The 21,898-nt window shown below is 43.8% G+C and carries 20 protein-coding genes; 19 read left to right on the top strand and 1 reads right to left on the bottom strand.

Annotated elements, in window-relative coordinates; genetic code table 11:
- The first annotated feature begins 87 nt into the window (after positions 1–87).
- The 16 genes from O3646_RS09590 (at position 88) to O3646_RS09515 (ending at position 15,406) form a co-directional block, all read left to right on the top strand.
- Positions 88–741, top strand: coding sequence for a uracil-DNA glycosylase (locus tag O3646_RS09590; protein ID WP_155167760.1), 654 nt, complete (start codon positions 88–90; stop codon positions 739–741).
- A gap of 9 nt (positions 742–750) precedes the next feature.
- A complete protein-coding gene (locus O3646_RS09585; protein ID WP_003003493.1) occupies positions 751–1,215 on the top strand; it encodes an 8-oxo-dGTP diphosphatase in 465 nt (154 codons plus the stop codon).
- Positions 1,216–1,226: 11 nt separating this feature from the next.
- Positions 1,227–2,495: a dihydroorotase gene (locus tag O3646_RS09580; protein WP_129824798.1), complete on the top strand. Its 1,269-nt coding sequence runs from the start codon at positions 1,227–1,229 to the stop codon at positions 2,493–2,495.
- Between the two features lie 14 nt (positions 2,496–2,509).
- On the top strand, positions 2,510–3,352 hold the full coding sequence (locus tag O3646_RS09575) for an SGNH/GDSL hydrolase family protein (RefSeq protein ID WP_129824799.1): 843 nt from the start codon (positions 2,510–2,512) through the stop codon (positions 3,350–3,352).
- Positions 3,321–3,953: a YpmS family protein gene (locus O3646_RS09570; RefSeq protein WP_129824800.1), complete on the top strand. Its 633-nt coding sequence runs from the start codon at positions 3,321–3,323 to the stop codon at positions 3,951–3,953. The genes O3646_RS09575 and O3646_RS09570 overlap by 32 nt, the downstream gene beginning before the upstream one ends.
- Positions 3,954–4,513: 560 nt before the next feature.
- Entirely contained in the window at positions 4,514–6,076 is a 1,563-nt protein-coding gene (locus O3646_RS09565; RefSeq protein WP_371610810.1) for a 2-isopropylmalate synthase, read from the top strand.
- Between the two features lie 12 nt (positions 6,077–6,088).
- The gene (gene leuB, locus O3646_RS09560; protein ID WP_125826329.1) at positions 6,089–7,126 is read left to right on the top strand and encodes a 3-isopropylmalate dehydrogenase; all 1,038 of its coding nucleotides are present in this window, start codon (positions 6,089–6,091) and stop codon (positions 7,124–7,126) included.
- A gap of 1 nt (position 7,127) precedes the next feature.
- Complete coding sequence (locus tag O3646_RS09555) at positions 7,128–7,406, top strand: DUF1294 domain-containing protein (RefSeq protein ID WP_371610809.1); 279 nt, start codon at positions 7,128–7,130, stop codon at positions 7,404–7,406.
- Between the two features lie 24 nt (positions 7,407–7,430).
- On the top strand, positions 7,431–8,813 hold the full coding sequence (gene leuC / locus O3646_RS09550) for a 3-isopropylmalate dehydratase large subunit (RefSeq protein WP_118228218.1): 1,383 nt from the start codon (positions 7,431–7,433) through the stop codon (positions 8,811–8,813).
- Positions 8,814–8,824: 11 nt separating this feature from the next.
- A complete protein-coding gene (gene leuD, locus O3646_RS09545; protein WP_129824803.1) occupies positions 8,825–9,415 on the top strand; it encodes a 3-isopropylmalate dehydratase small subunit in 591 nt (196 codons plus the stop codon).
- A 98-nt stretch (positions 9,416–9,513) separates the two neighbouring features.
- Positions 9,514–10,299 carry an L-threonylcarbamoyladenylate synthase gene (locus O3646_RS09540; protein ID WP_003003291.1) on the top strand — a complete coding sequence of 262 codons (786 nt, stop codon included), beginning with the start codon at positions 9,514–9,516 and terminating at the stop codon, positions 10,297–10,299.
- 99 nt (positions 10,300–10,398) lie between these two features.
- A complete protein-coding gene (locus O3646_RS09535; RefSeq protein WP_129824804.1) occupies positions 10,399–10,764 on the top strand; it encodes a hypothetical protein in 366 nt (121 codons plus the stop codon).
- Positions 10,765–11,598: 834 nt separating this feature from the next.
- Positions 11,599–12,372: an SDR family NAD(P)-dependent oxidoreductase gene (locus O3646_RS09530; protein WP_371610808.1), complete on the top strand. Its 774-nt coding sequence runs from the start codon at positions 11,599–11,601 to the stop codon at positions 12,370–12,372.
- A complete protein-coding gene (locus tag O3646_RS09525; RefSeq protein WP_155167758.1) occupies positions 12,372–13,514 on the top strand; it encodes a glycosyltransferase in 1,143 nt (380 codons plus the stop codon). Before O3646_RS09530 ends, O3646_RS09525 begins: the two co-directional genes overlap by 1 nt.
- Positions 13,507–14,163 carry a hypothetical protein gene (locus tag O3646_RS09520; protein ID WP_155167757.1) on the top strand — a complete coding sequence of 219 codons (657 nt, stop codon included), beginning with the start codon at positions 13,507–13,509 and terminating at the stop codon, positions 14,161–14,163. The genes O3646_RS09525 and O3646_RS09520 overlap by 8 nt, the downstream gene beginning before the upstream one ends.
- Positions 14,123–15,406, top strand: a complete 1,284-nt coding sequence (locus O3646_RS09515; RefSeq protein ID WP_129824808.1) for a glycosyltransferase — start codon at positions 14,123–14,125, stop codon at positions 15,404–15,406. The genes O3646_RS09520 and O3646_RS09515 overlap by 41 nt, the downstream gene beginning before the upstream one ends.
- A gap of 82 nt (positions 15,407–15,488) precedes the next feature.
- Here O3646_RS09515 and plsY read toward each other — a convergent pair whose 3' ends face one another.
- Entirely contained in the window at positions 15,489–16,133 is a 645-nt protein-coding gene (gene plsY / locus O3646_RS09510) for a glycerol-3-phosphate 1-O-acyltransferase PlsY (protein WP_049473029.1), read from the bottom strand.
- A gap of 187 nt (positions 16,134–16,320) precedes the next feature.
- Here plsY and parE point away from each other — a divergent pair, with 187 nt between their 5' ends.
- The 3 genes from parE to parC all read left to right on the top strand — a co-directional run bounded on the left by parE (position 16,321) and on the right by parC (position 21,801).
- A complete protein-coding gene (parE, locus tag O3646_RS09505) occupies positions 16,321–18,270 on the top strand; it encodes a DNA topoisomerase IV subunit B (RefSeq protein WP_371610807.1) in 1,950 nt (649 codons plus the stop codon).
- A 55-nt stretch (positions 18,271–18,325) separates the two neighbouring features.
- Positions 18,326–19,144, top strand: a complete 819-nt coding sequence (locus O3646_RS09500; protein WP_371610806.1) for an aminoglycoside 6-adenylyltransferase — start codon at positions 18,326–18,328, stop codon at positions 19,142–19,144.
- Positions 19,145–19,347: 203 nt separating this feature from the next.
- Positions 19,348–21,801, top strand: coding sequence for a DNA topoisomerase IV subunit A (gene parC / locus O3646_RS09495; RefSeq protein WP_371610805.1), 2,454 nt, complete (start codon positions 19,348–19,350; stop codon positions 21,799–21,801).
- Positions 21,802–21,898: the final 97 nt, after the last annotated feature.

The raw sequence follows: 21,898 nt of genomic DNA, 5'->3' as shown, positions 1-21,898 counted from the left end.
ATTATCCAGCCTCTTTTTTATCCAGTGGATCTGCGCCAAATGTGGTATAATGGAAGGTAAGAATTTATTGGATAGCGGAGAGTTTCCATGCAGCATTCACCCTGGCATGAAGCCATCAAATCCCATCTTCCAGAAGGGTATTTTCACCAGATCAATGACTTTATGAATGAAGTCTACAGCAAAGGAGTGGTTTATCCACCGCGTGACAAGGTCTTTAAGGCCTTGCAGATGACAGAGATGGATCATGTCAAGGTCTTGATCTTAGGGCAAGATCCCTACCATGGACCGGATCAAGCGCAGGGCTTAAGTTTTTCTGTTCCAGATCATGTACCAGCGCCGCCTTCTTTGCAAAATATTCTCAAAGAATTGCGCTCAGATATCGGAGAGAAGCGTTCCCATGATCTGACCTCTTGGGCAGAGCAAGGCGTGCTCTTGCTCAATGCCTGTTTGACAGTGCCAGCTGGTCAGGCCAATGGTCATGCAGGCCAAATTTGGGAGCCTTTCACAGATGCTGTGATCAAGGTGGTCAATGAGTTGGACGAGGCAGTTGTCTTTATCCTCTGGGGATCTTATGCCCGTAAGAAAAGGCCTCTGATTACCAACGATCGACATTTAGTCCTTGAATCAGCTCACCCAAGTCCCTTATCGGCCTACCGAGGATTCTTTGGTTCCCAACCCTTTTCAAAAACCAATCAATTTTTGAAAGAGGCGGGACGCGAGCCGATTGATTGGTTAAGATAGGAGAAAGAAATGCCACAATTAGCAACGATTTGTTACATTGACAATGGGAAAGAATTTCTCATGTTGCATCGCAATAAAAAGCCCAATGATGTCCATGAAGGTAAATGGATCGGAGTTGGAGGAAAATTAGAACGCGGGGAAACCCCACAGGAGTGTGCTGCGCGTGAGATTTTTGAGGAGACCGGCCTTAGAGCCAAGCCAGTTTTGAAAGGGATTATTACCTTTCCGGAGTTTACTCCAGATTTGGACTGGTACACCTATGTCTTCAAGGTAACAGATTTTGAGGGAGAACTGATCGAGTGTAACGAAGGGACCTTGGAGTGGGTGCCTTATGATCAAGTCCTCTCAAAACCAACCTGGGAAGGGGACCACACCTTTGTTGAGTGGTTGTTGGAGGATAAACCCTTCTTTTCAGCAATGTTTCGCTATGACGGCGACCGCTTGTTAGAGTCGCATGTTGATTTTTATGAATAAAGGAGAATGCAATGGTTGTCATTAAAAATGGTCGCGTAATGGATCCCAAAACTGGCTTGGATCAAGTCTGTGATCTTCGCATTGAAGGAAAGAAAATTGTAGAGATCGCTGAAAACCTCCCAACGGATGGACAAGAAGTCCTTGATGCTACTGGTCTGGTTGTAGCTCCTGGATTGATCGATGTACACGTGCATTTCCGTGAACCCGGTCAAACTCATAAAGAAGACATCCATACGGGTGCCTTAGCCGCGGCTGCTGGTGGTTTTACCAGAGTGGTCATGATGGCCAATACCAATCCGACCATTTCAGATATTGCGACCTTAGAGGAAGTCTTAGCTTCTGCAGCCAAGGAAAATCTTCACATTCATACAGTTGCGACAGTGACTAAGAACTTTGACGGTCAACACCTGACAGATTTTGAAGGACTGCTTAAGGCTGGTGCAGTAGGGTTTTCAGATGACGGGATTCCCCTTCAAAGCACTAAGGTTGTCCGCCAAGCCTTGGAAGAAGCTAAGCGTTTAGGAACCTTTATTAGTCTGCATGAAGAAGACCCTGAGTTGAATGGTATTCTTGGTTTGAATGAGAACATTGCCAAGGAACACTTCCATGTCTGTGGTGCGACGGGTGTAGCCGAATATTCAATGGCTGCGCGTGATGCCATGATTGCTCATGCGACAGGTGCCCACCTCCATATCCAACACCTTTCCAAGGAAGAAAGTGTCAAGGTGGTGGGATTTGCCCAAGGATTAGGAGCTCATGTAACGGCAGAAGTGGCACCTCAACACTTTTCGAAAACAGAAAGTCTGCTCTTGACTAAAGGAAGCAATGCTAAGATGAATCCACCTCTTCGCTTGGAATCTGACCGTCTAGCAGTGATTGAAGGCTTGAAATCAGGCGTTATCTCTGTGATTGCGACGGACCACGCGCCTCACCATGCGGATGAGAAGAATGTCCCTGATATTACCAAAGCACCATCTGGCATGACTGGGCTTGAAACTTCGCTTTCTCTTGGTTTGACCTACTTGGTGCATGCTGGCCATTTAAGCTTGATGCAATTGCTTGAAAAGATGTCCTATAATCCAGCACGTCTCTATGATTTTGATGCTGGCTATATCGCAGTGGATGGACCGGCAGATTTAACCATCTTTGATCCAGAAGCAGATCGTCTGGTATCGGATCATTTCGCTTCAAAAGCTGGAAATTCACCATTTGTGGGCGAAACATTAAAAGGGAAAGTTGCTTATACAATCTGTGATGGACAAGTGATTTTTCAAGGATAAGCGATCGTATTTATATGAATTTTAAAAAAATGATGCAAGGCTTGGTTTTCTTTTTAACCAGCCTTCTTGTCTTTGTCTTTCTATTTCGTGCTTTGCTACCAACTGCATCTCCTCGCATGACCAAGCCCAAAACAGCTGCGAAAGAAATCACCTATACTTATGTAGCTCTAGGGGATTCACTGACCGAAGGAGTAGGGGATAGCACCAAGCAAGGGGGCTTTGTCCCCATCCTTGCCCAAAGCCTATCCAATGAAAATGACGGCCAGTATCAGCCTGTCAACTATGGAGTAGCTGGAAATACAAGCGCTCAGATCTTAGATCGTCTCAAGAAGCAAACAGATCTTCAGAAGGATCTCAAAAAGGCGCGTGTCATGACCTTAACGGTTGGGGGAAATGATCTGCGCAAAGTTGTTGTCGATCATCTGAGTGATTTTTCTCTGTCAGATATCCAAAAGCCGCTCAAGAATTATACAGCGAACCTCAAAGAAATTATTACAAAGGCCAGAAAGGACAATCCCCATCTTCCCATTTATGTAGTGGGGATCTACAATCCTCTTTACCTGAATTTTCCTGAATTAACTAGTATCCAGACGGCTGTAGATCGTTGGAATGAGACGACGGAAGAAACCATCGCGCAATATGATCAAGTCTATTTCGTCCCGATCAATGATCTGCTCTATAAAGGAATTGATGGCAAAATGGGCGTATCAGAAATCAGTGACGGGAAGACAACCGTTATCAATGATGCCCTGTATGAAGAGGATAGTTTCCACCCTAACAATACGGGCTATGAAAAGATGAAACAAGCAATATTGGAGAAAATCAATGCCACGAAGAAAACTTGGAGTCAAAAATAATCCCATCAAAGAAAAGGTCCCCTTCCTTCAAAAAATCAATATTTGGAAATGGTTATTTTTAGGTTTGGTCAGCCTTCTCTTAGCCTTCGCTATAGTTGTGCAAGGACGCTTAGCGATGCCAAGAGAAGATGTTAGTCAGCTTCATCAAGCAGTTGGCACCAAAGATGTCAAAGTTGGGACCATGACAACGACTCGGGATCAACTCAATGATACCATCAAATCGCTTCTGAAAAAATATAAGTTGTCCGACTACAAGGTTTATGCAGACAATCAGCAAATCCTCTTAGAAGGGCAGTTGAGTCTCTTAGGGAAGGATTATCCCTTATACATTTACTTTCAACCATCCAAATTGGAAAATGGGAACATCCTCTTGACGGTGAAAGATTTTTCAGTTGGAACCTTTCAAATTCCACAAAGGATGGTCTTGCAGCTCTTGAGTAAAAATAAAAATATCCCAAAATTTGTTCAGATCTCACCCAAGCAGTCTACCATCACCATTGTATTGCCAGAAATTGACAATGACTTTGGAATCTATGTTAAGGCCAATACCATTGATCTCTATAATGACAAGATCGTTTTTGATTTGTATCAGAAGAAGTAGAGTAACAGGCTCTATTCAGATTGATGGAAAATTGTATTTTACATAAAACAACTAGAATGATGCTGAAAATAAAAACGATAGTTACTATTAGGCTTATTCAATAAATATTGAAACTTTCCGCCGTGAGAAAAGTGCTAGAAACACTTTTGTTTCTAGCACTCGGAATTATTGAGACCTTAGGCTCAATAATTAGTCATGGAACTTCTTTGAAGTTCGCTGACGTCCGTCTTCACCTAAGGAAAGTTTTTAAGATGACTTTATCTTCAATCTAATTAGAATTGAAAGCTCTATTTTGTTCTATTCAAAAAATTCAGAATATTGTAGAAAATTCTTGACATTGCTTTTTCCCTATGCTAGAATACTAGACAAGACATTGAACAAAGGAGAAAGTCAAACATGAAAACAGCTAAGTTTATTCAATTTGCTTTGTTGTTGAGGTATAAGGGCTAGTGCAGAAGCATTAGTCCTGTTTGGCTTACCAAGCGGGCAAAAACATCTCGCTTGGTTGACCGAGTGAGATGTTTTTCTTTATATCCACTACATAGAAATGAGGAGACCCTATGCGTAAAGTTGAATTTTTAGATACCAGCCTTCGGGACGGTGAACAGACTCCAGGAGTCAATTTCTCAATTAAAGAAAAGATTGCCATTGCCAAGCAATTGGAAAAATGGGGCATTTCTGCTATTGAAGCAGGTTTTCCTGCAGCTAGTCCTGATTCCTTCACAGCTGTTCAAGAGATTGCCAAGGTCTTGACCAAGACAGCCGTGACAGGTTTGGCCCGTTCTGTCAAATCAGATATTGATGCTTGTTATGAAGCCTTGAAGGATGCTAAGTATCCACAAATTCACGTCTTTATCGCAACCAGTCCGATTCACCGGGAGTTTAAACTCAACAAGACCAAGGAAGAAATTCTTGAAGCGATCAAAGAGCACGTTTCTTACGCTCGCTCAAAATTTGAAATTGTTGAATTCTCGCCAGAAGATGCGACCCGGACGGAATTGGATTTCCTCTTGCAAGTCGTACAGACTGCAGTCGATGCAGGGGCCAGCTATATCAACATTCCTGATACAGTCGGTTTCACGACACCAGCGGAGTACGGTGCCATTTTCAAATACATGATTGACCATGTCAAGACAGATCGCGAGATTATCTATTCCCCTCATTGCCATGATGATCTGGGAATGGCGGTGGCGAATAGCCTCGCTGCTGTTAAAAATGGTGCCCGTCGTGTCGAAGGAACCATTAATGGGATCGGGGAGCGGGCCGGCAATGCGGCACTTGAAGAAGTAGCAGTTGCTCTCAATATTCGCGAAGACTATTTCCAAGTGGAAAGTCCGATTGTCCTTAATGAAACCATCAACACTTCTGAGTTGGTCTCTCGTTACTCTGGGATTCCAATTCCTAAAAATAAGGCGGTTGTTGGTGGCAATGCCTTCTCACACGAGTCTGGGATCCACCAAGACGGAGTTCTTAAAAATCCTCTTACCTATGAAATCATCACCCCTGAGTTGGTGGGTGTCAAGAGCAATAGCCTCCCTCTTGGAAAATTGTCTGGTCGCCATGCCTTTGTCGAAAAACTGCATGAGCTGGGACTGGAATTTACAGAAGAAGACATCAAGCCATTGTTTGCTAAGTTCAAATCTCTGGCAGACAAGAAACACGAGATCACAGATGCCGATATCCGCGCCCTTGTTGCCGGTACAGCAGTGGAAAATCCAGAAGGATTCCAATTTAACGATCTTCGCTTGACAACCAATGCAGACGAAACGATTACAGCAGCGGTTAGCCTCCGCAATGAAGAAGGGGAAGTGCTTGAGTTCCTTGCCAATGGTCAAGGGTCGGTTGAAGCGATCTTTAATGCGATTGATAAATTCTTCAACCAAACTGTTCGCTTGACCTCATACAATATCGATGCAGTGACAGATGGGATTGATGCCCAAGCCCGCGTCTTGGTATCCGTGGAAAATGTCGATACCGATACGATTTTCAATGCCTCTGGTTTGGACTTTGACGTATTGAAAGCCTCTGCCATTGCTTATATCAATGCCAACACGCTGGTTCAAAAAGAGAATGCTGGTGAGATGGGACGAGCTGTCTCCTACCGTGATCTTCCACAAGCCTAAGAGGAAATGAACATGACAAAGAAAATTGTAACACTTGCAGGAGATGGGATTGGCCCTGAGATCATGGCAGCTGGACTAGAGGTCCTCGCAGCCGTTGCTCCCAAAATTGGCTTTGATTATAGCCTAGAAGACAAACCTTTTGGGGGTGCTGGGATTGATGCCGCTGGCCACCCACTTCCCCAAGATACTCTAAAAGCAGCTAAAGGAGCGGATGCTATTCTTCTCGCAGCCATCGGGAGCCCTGAGTATGACAATGCTCCTGTTCGTCCAGAACAAGGCCTGCTCGCTATTCGCAAGGAATTAAATCTTTTTGCCAATATTCGTCCTGTACGGGTTTTCGACGCCTTGAAACACTTGTCTCCTTTGAAGCCCGAGCGTATCGAGGGGGTCGACTTCGTGGTCGTGCGTGAATTGACAGGTGGGATTTATTTTGGAGAGCATATCTTGAAAGAAGATACAGCACGCGATATCAATGATTACAGTGCAGAAGAAATCCGTCGGATTATGCGCCAAGCCTTCAAGATTGCGCAAGGACGTGGTAAGAAAGTGACCAGTATCGATAAGCAAAATGTCCTTGCAACTTCTAAATTGTGGCGCCAAGTGGCAGAAGAAGTTGCCAAAGAATTTCCAGATGTGACTTTAGAGCACCAGCTTGTCGATAGTGCGGCCATGATCATGATTACCAATCCAGCCCGCTTTGATGTTGTAGTGACAGAGAATCTATTTGGAGATATCCTATCTGACGAATCCAGCGTCCTTCCTGGAACACTAGGCGTGATGCCGTCTGCCAGTCATTCTGACCAAGGACCAAGCATGTACGAACCGATTCATGGTTCAGCACCTGATATTGCTGGTCAAGGCATTGCCAATCCGATTTCCATGATCCTGTCCGTTGCCATGATGCTCCGAGACAGTTTTGGAGAAACAGCAGGTGCAGAAATGATCGAAGAAGCTGTCAATCAAACCTTGAATCAAGGAATCTTGACGCGAGATCTAGGTGGTCAGGCTTCTACTGCTGAGATGACTGCAGCCATTATTGGGAATCTCTAAGATGACTTGGAGAGATCGCTGTTTAGTTGTTATTGCTATTTGGAATAGTATCGTATTTCTGACCTATGGTTTAGATAAACGAAAAGCTATCCAAAACAGGTGGCGGATTCCTGAAAAGGTCCTGTTAGTCGAGAGCTGGGTGCTTGGTGGATTCGGAGCTCTACTAGGTGGATATCTCTTTCACCACAAGGTGCGGAAATGGTATTTTCAAGCCACCTGGTGGGGCAGTAGCCTTCTTTTAGCAGGTGCCCTCTTTCTAATCCTTCAATGGATTTCTTAACAAGAAGATAAATGGAGAAAGACGATGAGTGGAAAATCAATCTTTGATAAACTTTGGGACCGCCACGTGATTACAGGAGTGGAAGGGCAACCCCAACTCATGTATGTGGACCAACACTACATCCACGAAGTGACGAGTCCGCAAGCCTTTCAAGGATTACGGGATGCAGGACGCAAGGTCCGACGACCTGATTTAACCTTTGGAACCTTTGATCACAATGTTCCAACGGTCAATATTTTTGATATCCGAGATGTGATTTCAAAAGCCCAGATTGATAAATTAGCTGAGAATGTGGTGGACTTTGGGATTGATCATGCTGCCCATGGTTCTGCTAAGCAAGGAATCGTTCATATGGTGGGCCCTGAAACCGGTCGGACCCAGCCTGGGAAATTTATTGTCTGTGGAGACAGCCATACCGCAACCCACGGAGCCTTTGGTGCCATTGCTTTTGGAATTGGAACCAGTGAAGTGGAGCATGTCTTTGCTACCCAAACCATCTGGCAAGTCAAACCAAAGAAAATGTTGGTTGAATTCACTGGAACCCCACAAAAAGGGATCTATTCAAAGGATTACATCCTAGCTTTGATAGCGCGCTACGGGGTTGCTTGTGGAGTTGGCTATGTCGTAGAGTATCGGGGAGAAGCAATTGATCGCTTGACCATGGAAGAACGCATGACCATCTGCAATATGTCGATCGAGTTCGGGTCCAAAATGGGGATCATGAATCCAGATGAGACGACCTTTGACTACCTCCGGGGACGCGAATGTGTGCCAGATGATTTTGAGACCGCAGTAGCTGATTGGAAGACTCTGGTTAGTGATGACGACGCCGTTTATGATAAGGTCATCCGTATGGATGTATCTGATCTCGCTCCGATGGTGACTTGGGGGACCAATCCTTCTATGGGAGTGGACTTCGAGACTCCTTTTCCAGAGATTCGCGACATGAATGATGAACGGGCTTATCATTATATGGATCTAGAACCTGGTCAAAAACCAGCAGACATTGAATTAGGCTATATCTTTATCGGTTCTTGTACCAATGCGCGTCTCAGCGATTTGGAGTTGGCAGCCAAGTTTGTGAAAGGCAAAAAAATTGCGCCAAACTTAACTGCTATTGTGGTACCTGGCTCTCGTCCGGTTAAGCAAGCCGCTGAAAAATTAGGTTTAGACAAGATCTTCATGGATGCGGGCTTTGAATGGCGTGATCCAGGATGCTCCATGTGTCTAGGAATGAACCCAGACAAGGTTCCAGATGGGGTCCACTGTGCTTCTACTAGCAACCGGAACTTTGAAGATCGTCAAGGATTTGGAGCCAAGACCCATCTCTGTAGCCCAGCAATGGCCGCTGCAGCAGCAATCGCCGGTCGCTTTGTCGACGTGCGCCAAATGCCAGAAGTCGAGTAAATGGAGGAAGCATGGAGAAATTTACCATTTATACGGGAACAACAGTTCCTTTGATGAACGATAATATTGATACCGACCAAATCCTCCCCAAGCAATTTTTAAAGTTAATTGATAAAAAAGGTTTTGGGAAATACCTCATGTATGCTTGGCGCTATTTGGATGACCAGTATACCGAGGATCCAGATTTTATCTTTAACAAACCAGAATACCGCAAGTCGACCATTTTGATCACTGGTGACAATTTTGGGGCTGGTTCCTCTCGGGAGCACGCGGCCTGGGCTTTAGCTGATTATGGCTTTAAAGTCGTTATCGCCGGATCTTTCGGAGATATCCATTACAATAATGAGCTTAATAATGGCATGCTGCCGATTGTCCAACCGCTAGAGGTTCGTCAAAAATTGGCAAGTTTGAAGCCGACAGATCTAGTGACGGTGGATTTGGAAGAGCAGAAGATCATCTCACCTGTTGGAGAGTTTCGCTTTGAGATCGATCAAGATTGGAAGCACAAATTGCTCAACGGCTTGGATGATATCGGGATTACGCTTCAGTACGAAGACTTGATCGCAGCTTATGAGAAGAACCGGCCAGCTTACTGGCAATGATAAAATTGTATACTGAATTACGAATTTTCTGAAAATATATTGAATTTGAGACTATTTTTTGATACAATACTAAAAAGAATAGAAAAGGAAAGAGACTTATGACAAAACACATTCAATGGGACGGACAACTTTCACAAGAAGGATTTGACATTCTTAAAGGAGAGGGTGGCTGTATCGTCTGCCCTACCAAAGTTGGCTACATCATCATGACCAGTGACAAGGCTGGCTTGGAACGTAAATTCGAAGCCAAAGAACGCAACCGCAACAAACCAGGTGTGGTTCTTTGCGGAAGCATGGATGAACTTCGTGCCCTTGCGCAATTGAATCCTGAAATCGAAGCCTTCTACCAAAAACATTGGGATGAAGATATCTTGCTTGGTTGTATCCTTCCTTGGCGTGAAGATGCTTATGCAAAATTGCAAGCTTTCGGAGATGGACGTGAAGAACTCATGACAGACGTTCGTGGAACTTCATGCTTTGTCATCAAATTTGGTAAAGCTGGTGAGCAAATCGCCAAAGAAATGTGGGAAAAAGAAGGCAAGATGGTTTACGCTTCTTCAGCCAACCCTTCCGGTAAAGGAAACCGCGGGAAGGTCGAAGGAATTGGTGAGCGCATCGAAGGTGCCGTGGACTTGGTCATCGAAGCAGATGATTATGTAGCTTCTATCCAACCAGACAAGACCATTGAAACTCGCTATGAACAAGGTGTGATGGTCTCTATGGTTGATGCCGAAGGAAAACTGATTCCAGAACAAGGAGCAGGTAGCCGTTCTGTCAATACGTGTCCAGTTGTGATCCGTAAAGGATTGGATATCGATAAGATCATGATGCACTTATCTGATCATTTCAACTCTTGGAACTACCGCCAAGGGGAATACTATTAAGAAACAGAAAATAGCATTCCATTTGGAATGCTTTTTTTGTGAAAGGATAAAAGATGGTATAATAGTGTCAAACAATGTTCCGATAAAAGGGGAAGTGGTATGGTCTCCAGAAAAGCATTTATCGATAAAGCCAATCAGGAAGGATTTTCCTTCAACATCCAAATCCCATGGTGGACGTACAATAACTTCAAGTCATTAGTTTGGAGAAAAAGGCTCTCTGAGGAGCAACTCTATCAGATCTTTCTTTTACTTTGTAGAGAGGTAGAAGACCGGCAAATGCAGGCAGTAGCCGATAAGAGAAAGTATCAGACCGGATTTTATATAGTCGCATGCAATGGTCGCGAATTTCGCTTTGAGTTTGCTTTTAAAAAGAACCAACAACTAAGAGTTTATAATCTTTTTGAGACCGTCAATGGTCGCAAGAAACTCACCCTGATGGACCTGCTTGATTACATAATGGATTGACGATGTATAGAAACAATAAGGGTTCACTAAAGATTGATAAAAGAAAGAGTAGTTCTATGATTTCAAGAGATGCATTTTTAGAAAGAATCAATCAGGAGGGATTTTCATTTAGTATTGACATCCCGCGCAGAAATTTTTCGGATTTTACATCATTAGTTCGGAGAAGAAGAATTTCAGAAGAAGACCTCTAACAGCTGTTTTATGACTATTGTCAGGAGCTAGAAAACTGTCTAAAAGAAGCGGGAGATAAGCGACGCTTGCTCTTCAATAAGTTTCCAGTTAGCCCCGTTCATGATAAATATAAAACGATATTTGATACAGTAGCACCCAACGGACGCGAATTCCGCTTTGATTTTGTCTTCAGTAACGACAATCGTTTAAAAGTTTATCACATCATCGAAACTGTTAATGGTCGTAGGAAAAAAACACCTATGGAAATACTGATGGACTTAGTCGATGCTTTATAGTGGATACTGATCTAAGAGAAATCTTATGAGATACCTATTTCTTCTTGATTCCATTGGGCCTAGTGACTATAATGAATGAGTTTAATAAAGCTACAGGTAGACTCTTGTTCCTCTGCTTGTTTGCCCTTACTTTTTTATGTTGGTACTATTTGTAATCATCACTGCTCCAGTAGTTTTATTGAACCGACCTTTCCTATTTGATCGCCTAATAGCTAGTAGTTATTGAAGTACGGTTGGGAAATAGACAAAAGACAAAAGGACTCTATTTTTACGTTAGAGACCTTTTTGACAAGTAGGGGTTGAACTGTAAAGCTGGAGAATGGTAGTAAGAGTTTTCTAACTGGTTGAAATTTGGTACACTAGAGCTATGAAGATAGAAGATACTATAAAAAAAGCAATCATTTTAGGCGCTACAGGAGGGATTGGCCGGCAGCTAGCGAAAGAACTGGCACAACGTTTGGAGCATCTGATCTTAGTGAGTCGAGATGCTGACAAACTCTCCCAAGTCCAAAAAGAACTAACTGGGAGTAAGGCGCAGCTTTCAATCCTAACATTAGATATGCTAGATCAAGTGGCTCTAGAAGCTTTTGTAGAGAGTCTAGATGCTGATCTTCTCGTCAATTGTGCGGGACTAGCCTATTTTTCCCTAGGATGTGACCTTGATTCAGCCAGTGAGCAAGACCTCTGGCAGGTCAACTACCATAGTCCAGTCCAGCTAATCAAGCAGGTAGTGCAAAAGAATCAGAAGATCAAGCTGGTCCAGCTGTCTTCGTTGGCAGCTCTTTTTCCTCATCCCTATCTAGCAGCCTACAGTGCTAGCAAGGCTGCCTTGCAGACCTACACTCTTGCTCTCCAGGAGGAACTGAGGCAATCAGATTCCCAGGTCCAGCTAGGTCTCTATATTCTTGGACCAGTCCAAACAGCTATTTTTCCTCCCAAACTAGTAGAAGCATTGGGAGGTGGTAGCTTGCAGATGAAGCCTGAGAAAGCTGCTCAGCAGTTGATCCGATTCATAGAAAGGGATACTTCCTATGCTGTTATCGGCCTTCGCTATCGCTTGCTAGTTTGGCTAGGTCGACTACTTCCCCAAAGGTGGATCATCCGTCTCCTTGCTATATATTTAAAAAAGGGACTTAATTGATGAAATTCATATTTATATTTTTAGGCCTTGCTTATCTTCTCTTATTTCTCATCCGTTGGTTGCTGTCCTTTACTTATTATAAAAAAAGTCAGGTTCATACTGCGGACTTTCCAGAACAGCTTTTTACAGTGGTTCAACCCATCCTTTCTGGGGATCCTCGTTTAGAGAGTGATTTGCGGGCCAATCTCCAGCAAACTGAAGCAGTAGAATTCTACTGGTTGATTGATCAGTCTGATACAGAAGCCCAGCGAGTAGCAGATCAGATTTGCCAAGAGGCTTCCTTTGCCCAACGCATTCGAATTTTTCTCATTGAAGACGTCCCTCAGGGGATTAATCCCAAGAGTTACAAGATTGAGCAGGTTGTAGAGGAGCTGACCCGGCCTTATCTGATTGTTTTGGACGATGATAGTGTGATTGATTTTTCTAAAATGGGTGAGCTGACCGCCTATTTGGGTCAAGAGGTCATTCTGACAGGTATTCCTTATAACCAGGAGAGAAGCAATTTCTGGTCCAAGCTGGTCGCAGCATTCGTTAATGGCAATTCCTTTATTACCTATTTTACAATGGCAGAAGTTGAGGCGAATCACTCCATCAACGGGATGTTCTATATCCTACCGGTAGAACTTGCAAAAGACCAGGGGCTCTTCACAGCGATTAAGGATTTTCTATGTGATGATTTAGCCGTGGCCGATTTTTTAAGGAGTAAAGGAGTATCCATTATCCAAACAAGGGTCACCTGTAATGTTCGAACGACTATCAAGGATGCCAAGCAATATTTGCTCCAGATGAAGCGTTGGCTTCTCTTTAGCTCTATCTATCTCAAAGAACACCTGGATTGGAAGCTGTTTAGTCTCATAGGTTTACCGAGTTTTCTACCTCTTCCAACTTTGATCTTAAGTCTTTTTTTAGGTTGGCCGTATTTTCTTCTAGTCTTGGGCTTACTGGGATTCAAGGCAGTATGGATGCTCCTCTATCGACAAAGCATCCTATCCAATCGCCTACACTTGGATGAAGTCATCTACGAAGTGCTGAATGATCTCCTGCTTCCTTGGCTGTTTATCTATGTTCTAATGACTCCTCCTGTGATTAATTGGCGGGGGCGGAAGATTCGTGTGACGGACGGAAAGATTCGTTATGAGTAAGATGAAGTCCTATCTAGATCGCTTGTCTGCTTTATCTCTTGATCAGACCATGCTAGACTCTAATCGCTTGGTCCTCTTTCTCAGTGGGAGCAGTGACTACTCCTGTGCCGGACTGACAGCTGGGCAGCTAGACCTCCTCCATGCGATTTGTCCATCAGGTTTTAGAGTAGTAGCCAGCAATTTTCCCTTCAATCAAGATTTTGAACATATAAAATTTCCTCAAGTATCCCTAATGTCGGCTTCTGCATCCAATATCATCTACTATTGGCATACCATTTTGAACCCTCGCTTTCAAAAGCTCTTACAACAACACTTGTTTCCCTTGCTGGAAGTGCAGGAGGTGGTTCTTGTTTGTAAGAGTTCAGGGGTCAATATGCTGACGCAGTGGCTTAGAAGTGTAGGGAAGGAGGTATCCTTGCCAAGGTTGCGCGTGATAGCGCTTGGCCCTGTTTCCCAGCTTCTCTTACGTCAAAAGGAGGTAGAGGCATTGGTTATCAAAGGCAAAAAAGATCCTTATTCACGAATTTTGGACCGCCATTCAGCGGATATCCAAGTGGATACGGATCATTATAGCTATGAATACAGAGAAGATGTGAAAGGAATCATTTATGACTGGATTAGACAAAGTGATAAAAATCGATGTGATTAGCGTCCCCTTTAGTGGTCATTTATTTCCGACTTTGACTTTGGTCAAGCCCTTGCTGGAGGATCCTCGTTTTCAGGTTCGAGTCATCACAGGTTTTCAAAAAAAGGAATTGGTCGAGCAGATTGGCTTCGACTGCCTTGCCTTGTTTCCTGACCGTCCGACAGTCATGGAAGATATAGCTAATACAGCCAAGCAAGCAAATCTCTTTATCATGTACCAACAACTAAGGGCTAATAGTAAACTGATTCCTGAAGTTTTCAACGAGATAAATCGAATTTGGGACTCTGAAGGACAACCAGATTTGATTATTGCAGATTTTGTAGCCGCTCCTGCTGGAGTTTTAGCAGATCGTTTGGGCATTCCCTGGATTACGACCATTCCAAGTCCAGTAGCGATCGAAAGTCGCACGACTACACCTGCATATCTAGGAGGCTGGAAACCGCACCAGGGGACCTTCTACAAGTGGAGAGATGCTCTGGGTAGGCAAGTCATCCGTCTAGCAAAGAAGGTTGGATTAGCGCTGGTTAAGAAGAATCTCGATACCCTACAGGATTTTAAACTCTACCGTGAAGATGGGACAGAAGGGGTCTATTCTCCCTATTCAATCTTGGCTCTGGGCATGAAAGAGTTGGAGTTTCGAGATGATTTTCCATCCCAGCTTAAATGGGTTGGTTATCGCTGTCTCTCTTTTGACCACCTTCCTCAAGAACAGAAACAGTATTTTATGAGTTCTAAAAAGCGAGTCCTTGTTACCTGTGGCACTCATTTAAAATGGGAAAAAGAGCGGATGGTGGAGTTGGCAAAGCTTTTGAGCCAAGAACATCCTGACTATGTCTTTTACGTAACCCTAGGCGACCCTAGTGGTTTGGAGCATCCACCAAGGATGTTGTCAGATAATCTTCTGATTTTTGATTACCTCCCTTATTCAGATGTTCTGGATCAAATGGACTTTGCTATTCATCATGCAGGTGCTGGGATTTTGATGGGGTGTATCGAAGAGGGGATTCCTAGTCTGATTTTGCCCCAGGACTATGACCAGTTTGACAATGCGGTTCGGGCTGAGTTATTCCAAGTAGGATTGGTATCTCGTAAAAAGACAGATTCCGAAGTCTTGCGTTTATTTAATGAATTGGTTTCGCAGGAGGATTGGAATCATCTAAAGGTCCTCGCTCAACGATGCAAAGCTTATCAACCGACAGAGATACTTTATCAAGAAATCGAGAGACTCTTGAAAGTAAAGTTATAGAAGAAAGAGGAGGAAGAGACTCCTATTTGCTTTCTTCCAGAGATCTTCTATTTAATGAATATAAAAAACTAGAGCATGCGCTCTAGTTTTTTGGTTGTTGATGGGTGATGTTTTTTCCCCATGGGATGAGATTTTCTTTTTTCTCCTTGATCCGTTGGATATTGTCCTTGTGACGAAGAATGATCAAGGTTGCTAGGGCCAAGACAATGACTGTAAAAAGCGGATCATAGCTGTGCAAGATCCATCCAGTCAAAGGAAGAAGGAGGACCGAAAGAATGGCGAGTAGCGCAACGGTAACACTCGAAAACGAAATCATACTGGTTAAATACAGGCTGGCTACAAAATAAACTGCTAAAATGAGTAGCAGGATAGGCGAGAAACCAAGTAAGACACCAGCACTCGTCGCCACTGCCTTTCCACCCTTAAATCCAGCAAAAATTGGGAAAGTGTGCCCCAAAACGGCTAAGAGACCAAAGACCATCGGCGAGATCCCCTGAATTCCAAAGAAAGTCGGAAGGAGAACGGCCAAAGTTCCTTTCAAGAAATCAATCGCAAAGACAATGATCCCAGCTTTCTTCCCTAAAATCCGAAAGGTATTGGTCGTTCCAGTATTGCCCGAGCCATGTTCCCGTAAATTAATATGGAAAAAGATTTTCCCAATCCATAATCCCGAAGGAATGGAGCCTAACAGATAGGCTAAAATTAAAACACTTATTTCTTTTATCATACTTTCATTATATCAAAAAGCCAACGATAGAAAAAGCAATTTCTGGAGTTCAAGTGTGACATCTGAAGAAAGTGTCCAGCCAGCTTTTTTTACTGAGATATAGAAATCTCCATATAAAGAGAAAAAATTTTGCAAAATTTCCTAAAAAACTGTAATATAGAAAAGATGAACAAACAGGAGGTTCCTTGTGGCAAAAAAGGAAATCAATATTAATAATTATAATGACGATGCCATTCAGGTACTAGAAGGGTTGGATGCAGTCCGTAAACGTCCAGGGATGTATATCGGATCGACCGATGGAAACGGCTTGCATCACATGGTCTGGGAGATCGTGGACAATGCGGTCGATGAAGCCTTGTCTGGCTTTGGCTCACAAATCGATGTCTCGATTAATAAAGATGGTTCTCTATCGGTAGAAGACCAAGGACGTGGAATGCCGACTGGGATGCATGCTATGGGCAAACCAACCGTTGAAGTGATTTTTACGGTCCTCCACGCCGGAGGGAAGTTTGGTCAAGGAGGTTATAAGACATCTGGAGGTCTTCACGGAGTGGGATCTTCGGTCGTAAACGCCCTCTCTAGCTGGCTTGAGGTTGAGATTACCCGTGATGGAGCGGTCTATAAGCAACGCTTTGAAGATGGTGGGAAACCAGTTACCACTCTTGAGAAGATAGGAACGGCTCCTAAGTCTAAGACAGGGACCAAGGTCACCTTCATGCCGGATCCAACCATCTTTTCAACGACGGATTTCAAATTTAATACCATTGCTGAGCGGATCAAAGAATCAGCCTTCTTGCTTAAGGACGTGACGCTGACGCTGACCAACCTCCGCAAGGAAGAAGACAACCATGTGGCCTTTCATTATGAAAATGGTGTCCAAGATTTTGTAGAGTACTTGAACGAAGATAAGGAAACTTTGACACCTGTTCTCTACTTTAGTGGCGAATCAGATGGTTTTCAGGTAGAAGTGGCCATGCAATACAATGATGGTTACTCAGATAATATCTTGTCCTTCGTTAATAATGTCCGTACCAAAGATGGGGGAACCCATGAGACAGGTCTTAAGACAGCCATTACCAAGGCCATGAACGACTATGCAAGAAAGACGGGTCTTCTCAAAGAAAAAGACAAGAACCTAGAGGGATCAGACTACCGCGAAGGTTTGTCTGCTGTTCTTTCGATCTTGGTTCCAGAAGCCCATTTGCAATTCGAAGGGCAAACCAAAGACAAATTAGGAAGTCCCTTGGCTCGTCCAGTTGTCGATAGCATTGTTTCTGATAAATTGACCTTCTTCCTCATGGAAAATGGGGAGTTGGCTTCTAATCTGATTCGTAAGGCTATAAAGGCCCGGGATGCGCGTGAAGCCGCTCGAAAAGCGCGGGATGAAAGTCGAAATGGCAAGAAGAGCAAAAAGGACAAGGGACTTCTGTCTGGTAAATTGACACCTGCCCAGTCTAAAAATCCTAAGAAAAACGAACTCTATCTAGTCGAAGGAGACTCAGCCGGCGGTTCTGCCAAACAAGGACGGGACCGGAAGTTCCAAGCGATTCTTCCACTTCGTGGGAAGGTTCTTAATACTGAGAAGGCCAATATGAGTGATATCCTCAAGAACGAGGAAATCAACACCATGATTTACACCATCGGTGCTGGTGTTGGGGCAGATTTCTCAGTGGAAGATGCTAACTATGATAAGATCATCATCATGACCGATGCGGATACGGATGGGGCCCACATTCAAACCCTCCTCTTAACTTTCTTCTATCGCTATATGCGCCCTTTGGTAGAAGCAGGACATGTCTACATTGCCCTTCCTCCTCTTTATAAGATGTCTAAGGGCAAAGGCAAGAAAGAAGAAGTAGCCTATGCATGGACAGATAGCGAATTAGAAGAGTTGCGTCGGACCTTTGGTCGTGGAGCAACCCTCCAACGTTACAAAGGGTTGGGGGAGATGAATGCGGACCAGCTTTGGGAAACCACCATGAACCCAGAAACTCGTACCCTGATCCGTGTTACCATTGATGATTTAGCGCGTGCAGAACGCCGTGTCTCAGTCCTCATGGGTGATAAGGCAGCCCCTCGTCGCCAATGGATTGAAGATAACGTTAAGTTTACCTTAGAAGAGAATACAATTTTTTAATCACTTTCTACTATAAAGTAAATAAGCTGGGATGTAGAAATGGTAAGGAATCGACATGAGAACTGAAAATGAACTGATGAATCTGATTTTGCAGATAGCTGATTCTATAGAAGTAGAAGCAATTGCCTTATCCGGATCACGAACGAATCCTCAGGCACCCAAAGACGAGTTTCAAGATTATGATGTGGTCTATATAGTTGATGATCTGGAAGACCTGATTTCAGATTTATCCTGGTTGGATCAGTACGGAAATAGACTCATCGAACAGCACAACCGACTGGGACACCGTCGTCTGTATCTCATGCTTTTTGAAGATGGGAATCGTATTGATTTAACCCTCTGCCCCAAGGAGTATATCCAAGAGTGGGTGGACAGCGAAGCAAATTTTGAAGTTATAAAAGACGACAAAGGCTTGTTTGAAGCCTATCAGCCTAATTCCAAGCGCTACTGGACTTGTCCTCCTACTGAAGAGGAATTTGCAGCCACCTGCAATGAATTTTGGTGGGTATCGGCTTATATCGTAAAGGCCATTCGAAGAAATCAGCTCATCTATGCGACCGACCACCTCTATGGCATTTGTCAGCAAGAACTCCTCAAGGTCTTAGCTTGGCAGGTGACAAGCGATAGGGGAGTAGTTGATATCGGAAAGAACTACAAGTACCTCTTCCAGTATCTACCAGCTGAGCAAGAGAAGGAGTTCTCAGCTTTGCTTGATTTATCCAGTTTCGATAAAATCACTCAGTCTTTATCTGCTACCATGGGGCTATTCAATCTAGAAGCTCAAATTCTGGCCCAAAAGATGGGGTTTACTTACGATAAGGAAGTAGCAGAGAAAATGATTTCTTATGCTAAAGAGAAACTTTCGAATCATTAATGAATCTATTTTATACTACAGAAAGAATCATTTGGTTACATAATGTAACTGAATCCTCTTTCTACAAAAGACTACTCAACATTCTTTGAAAGGAGTTGAACACGCCCTAAATGCTGTGTGAAAAAGATAAATTCTCTTGTGAGCGTCGCTCACTGTAAGAATTTCCTATTTTCACTTTGCATTTTACGGGCTTTGTATCCTATATGAGTAATATCCAGAATATGTCCTTAGAGGACATCATGGGAGAGCGCTTTGGTCGCTACTCCAAATACATTATTCAAGAACGGGCTCTTCCTGATATTCGGGATGGCTTGAAACCTGTTCAACGGCGGATCCTTTATTCTATGAATAAGGATGGGAATACCCATGACAAGGGCTACCGCAAGTCGGCCAAGTCTGTCGGAAATATCATGGGGAATTTCCACCCTCACGGGGATAGTTCGATCTATGATGCCATGGTCCGCATGTCTCAAGACTGGAAGAATCGTGAGATTCTTGTTGAGATGCACGGTAATAATGGTTCTATGGACGGTGATCCACCGGCTGCCATGCGTTATACGGAAGCCCGTCTATCTGAAATTGCTGGTTATCTCCTTCAAGATATCGAAAAGAACACCGTACCATTTGCCTGGAACTTTGACGATACAGAAAAAGAGCCAACTGTTTTGCCGGCAGCCTTTCCAAACCTATTGGTCAATGGAGCTACAGGGATTTCTGCTGGTTATGCGACAGATATTCCTCCCCATAACCTTGCTGAAGTCATCGATGCGGTGGTCTACATGATCGACCATCCTTCTGCTAAGGTAGAAAAACTTATGGAGTTTCTACCTGGACCTGATTTCCCAACTGGTGCCATTATCCAAGGACGGGATGAAATCAAGAAAGCCTATGAAACTGGTAAGGGACGGGTGGTTGTCCGCTCTAAGACAGATATCGAGCAACTCAAAGGCGGCAAGCAGCAAATTGTCGTCACTGAGATTCCTTATGAGATCAACAAGGCGGTCTTGGTCAAGAAAATTGACGATGTTCGTGTCAATAACAAGGTGGCTGGTATTGCAGAAGTTCGGGATGAGTCTGACCGAGACGGTCTTCGCATTGCCATTGAGCTCAAGAAAGATGCCAATGCAGATCTAATTTTGAACTACTTGTTCAAGTACACAGATTTGCAGGTCAACTACAACTTCAATATGGTGGCAATTGACAACTATACCCCTCGTCAAGTGGGGATTGTACCGATCCTGTCTAGATACATCGCCCACCGTCGGGATATCATTGTCGCTCGCTCTCGCTTTGATAAGGAAAAGGCGGAACGACGCCTCCACATTGTAGAGGGATTGATCCGCGTGATTTCCATCCTCGATGAAGTGATTGCCTTGATTCGTGCTTCTGAAAACAAGTCAGATGCTAAGGAAAACCTTAAGATCAGCTATGATTTCACAGAAGAGCAAGCAGAAGCTATTGTCACCTTGCAATTGTACCGCTTAACCAATACGGATATCGTCACCTTGGAAGAAGAGCATGCTAGTCTCAAGGAGCAAATCGCGACCTTGGCAGCCATCATTGGGGATGAACGGACCATGTTCAATCTCATGAAAAAGGAATTGCGTGAAGTTAAGAAGCTCTTTGGCAATCCGCGTCGTAGTGAGTTGCAAGATACTGCTAAAACGATCGAGATTGATACAGCCAGTCTCATTGTCGAAGAAGAAACATTCGTTAGCGTGACCCTTGCTGGTTATATCAAACGGACCTCTCCTCGTTCGTTCAATGCCTCAACACTGGAAGAAGTTGGAAAACGAGATGATGACGAGTTGATTTTCGTAGAGCCTGCTAAGACCACCCAGCATCTTTTACTCTTTACCAACTTGGGAAATGCCATTTATCGACCAATTCATGAATTGACAGATACCAAGTGGAAGGATATTGGAGAGCACTTGAGTCAAACTTTGACCAATTTCGAGCAAGAGGAAGAAATTCTCTTTGCGGAGATTGTGGATCAGTTTGAGGGTGTGACCTATTTTGCAGCAACTCAACAAGGGCAAATCAAGCGTTTTGAACGCAAGGAATTGAGCCCATGGCGGACTTATCGTTCTAAATCGACTAAGTACGCTAAGCTAAAAGACCAAGAGGACCGTATTGTAGCTGTTGCGCCAGTTGTCCTTGAAGACATCATGATTATCACCAAAAATGGGTATGGGTTGCGCTTTAATATTGAAGAGGTCCCTGTCGTAGGAGCCAAAGCAGCAGGGGTTAAAGCTATTAACCTCAAAGACGGGGATCAAGTCGCTGCTGCCTTTAAGTCGACGACTCAAAGCATGTACATTCTGACCCAGCGAGGCAGTCTCAAACGGATGTTGCAAGACGATATTCCTGTGACCAGTCGGGCTAAACGGGGACTACAGGTCTTGCGTGAGTTGAAAAATAAACCACACCGCGTCTTCAAGGCAGGTCCAGTCTTCACTGACCAGGGAGATTTTGATCTCTTTACGAGCCAAGAAGAAGTGGCAGAGCAAGATCAAATCCTTCAGATCACTTCCACAACGGGGCAGGTGACAGAAGTTGATTTGACACAATTAAGCATTTCTGAAAGAACAAGCAATGGATCCTTTGTCAACGATACCATTTCGGATCAAGAAGTTTTTTCAGCTACTATCAAATAAAAGAAATCGTCGGTCCATTCTAGGACTGACTTTCTTTAAAAATAAATTTTCTGAAAATTGAAAATTTCGCTTGAAATTCTCATGAAATGGTGTACAA

Origin of the sequence: Streptococcus sp. 27098_8_148 (genome assembly GCF_041432105.1) — a bacterium.
Taxonomy (GTDB): Bacteria; Bacillota; Bacilli; order Lactobacillales; family Streptococcaceae; genus Streptococcus; species Streptococcus parasanguinis_AE.
Note: the sequence above shows the minus strand (reverse complement) of the source record. Positions and strands in the feature narration are given on the sequence as shown.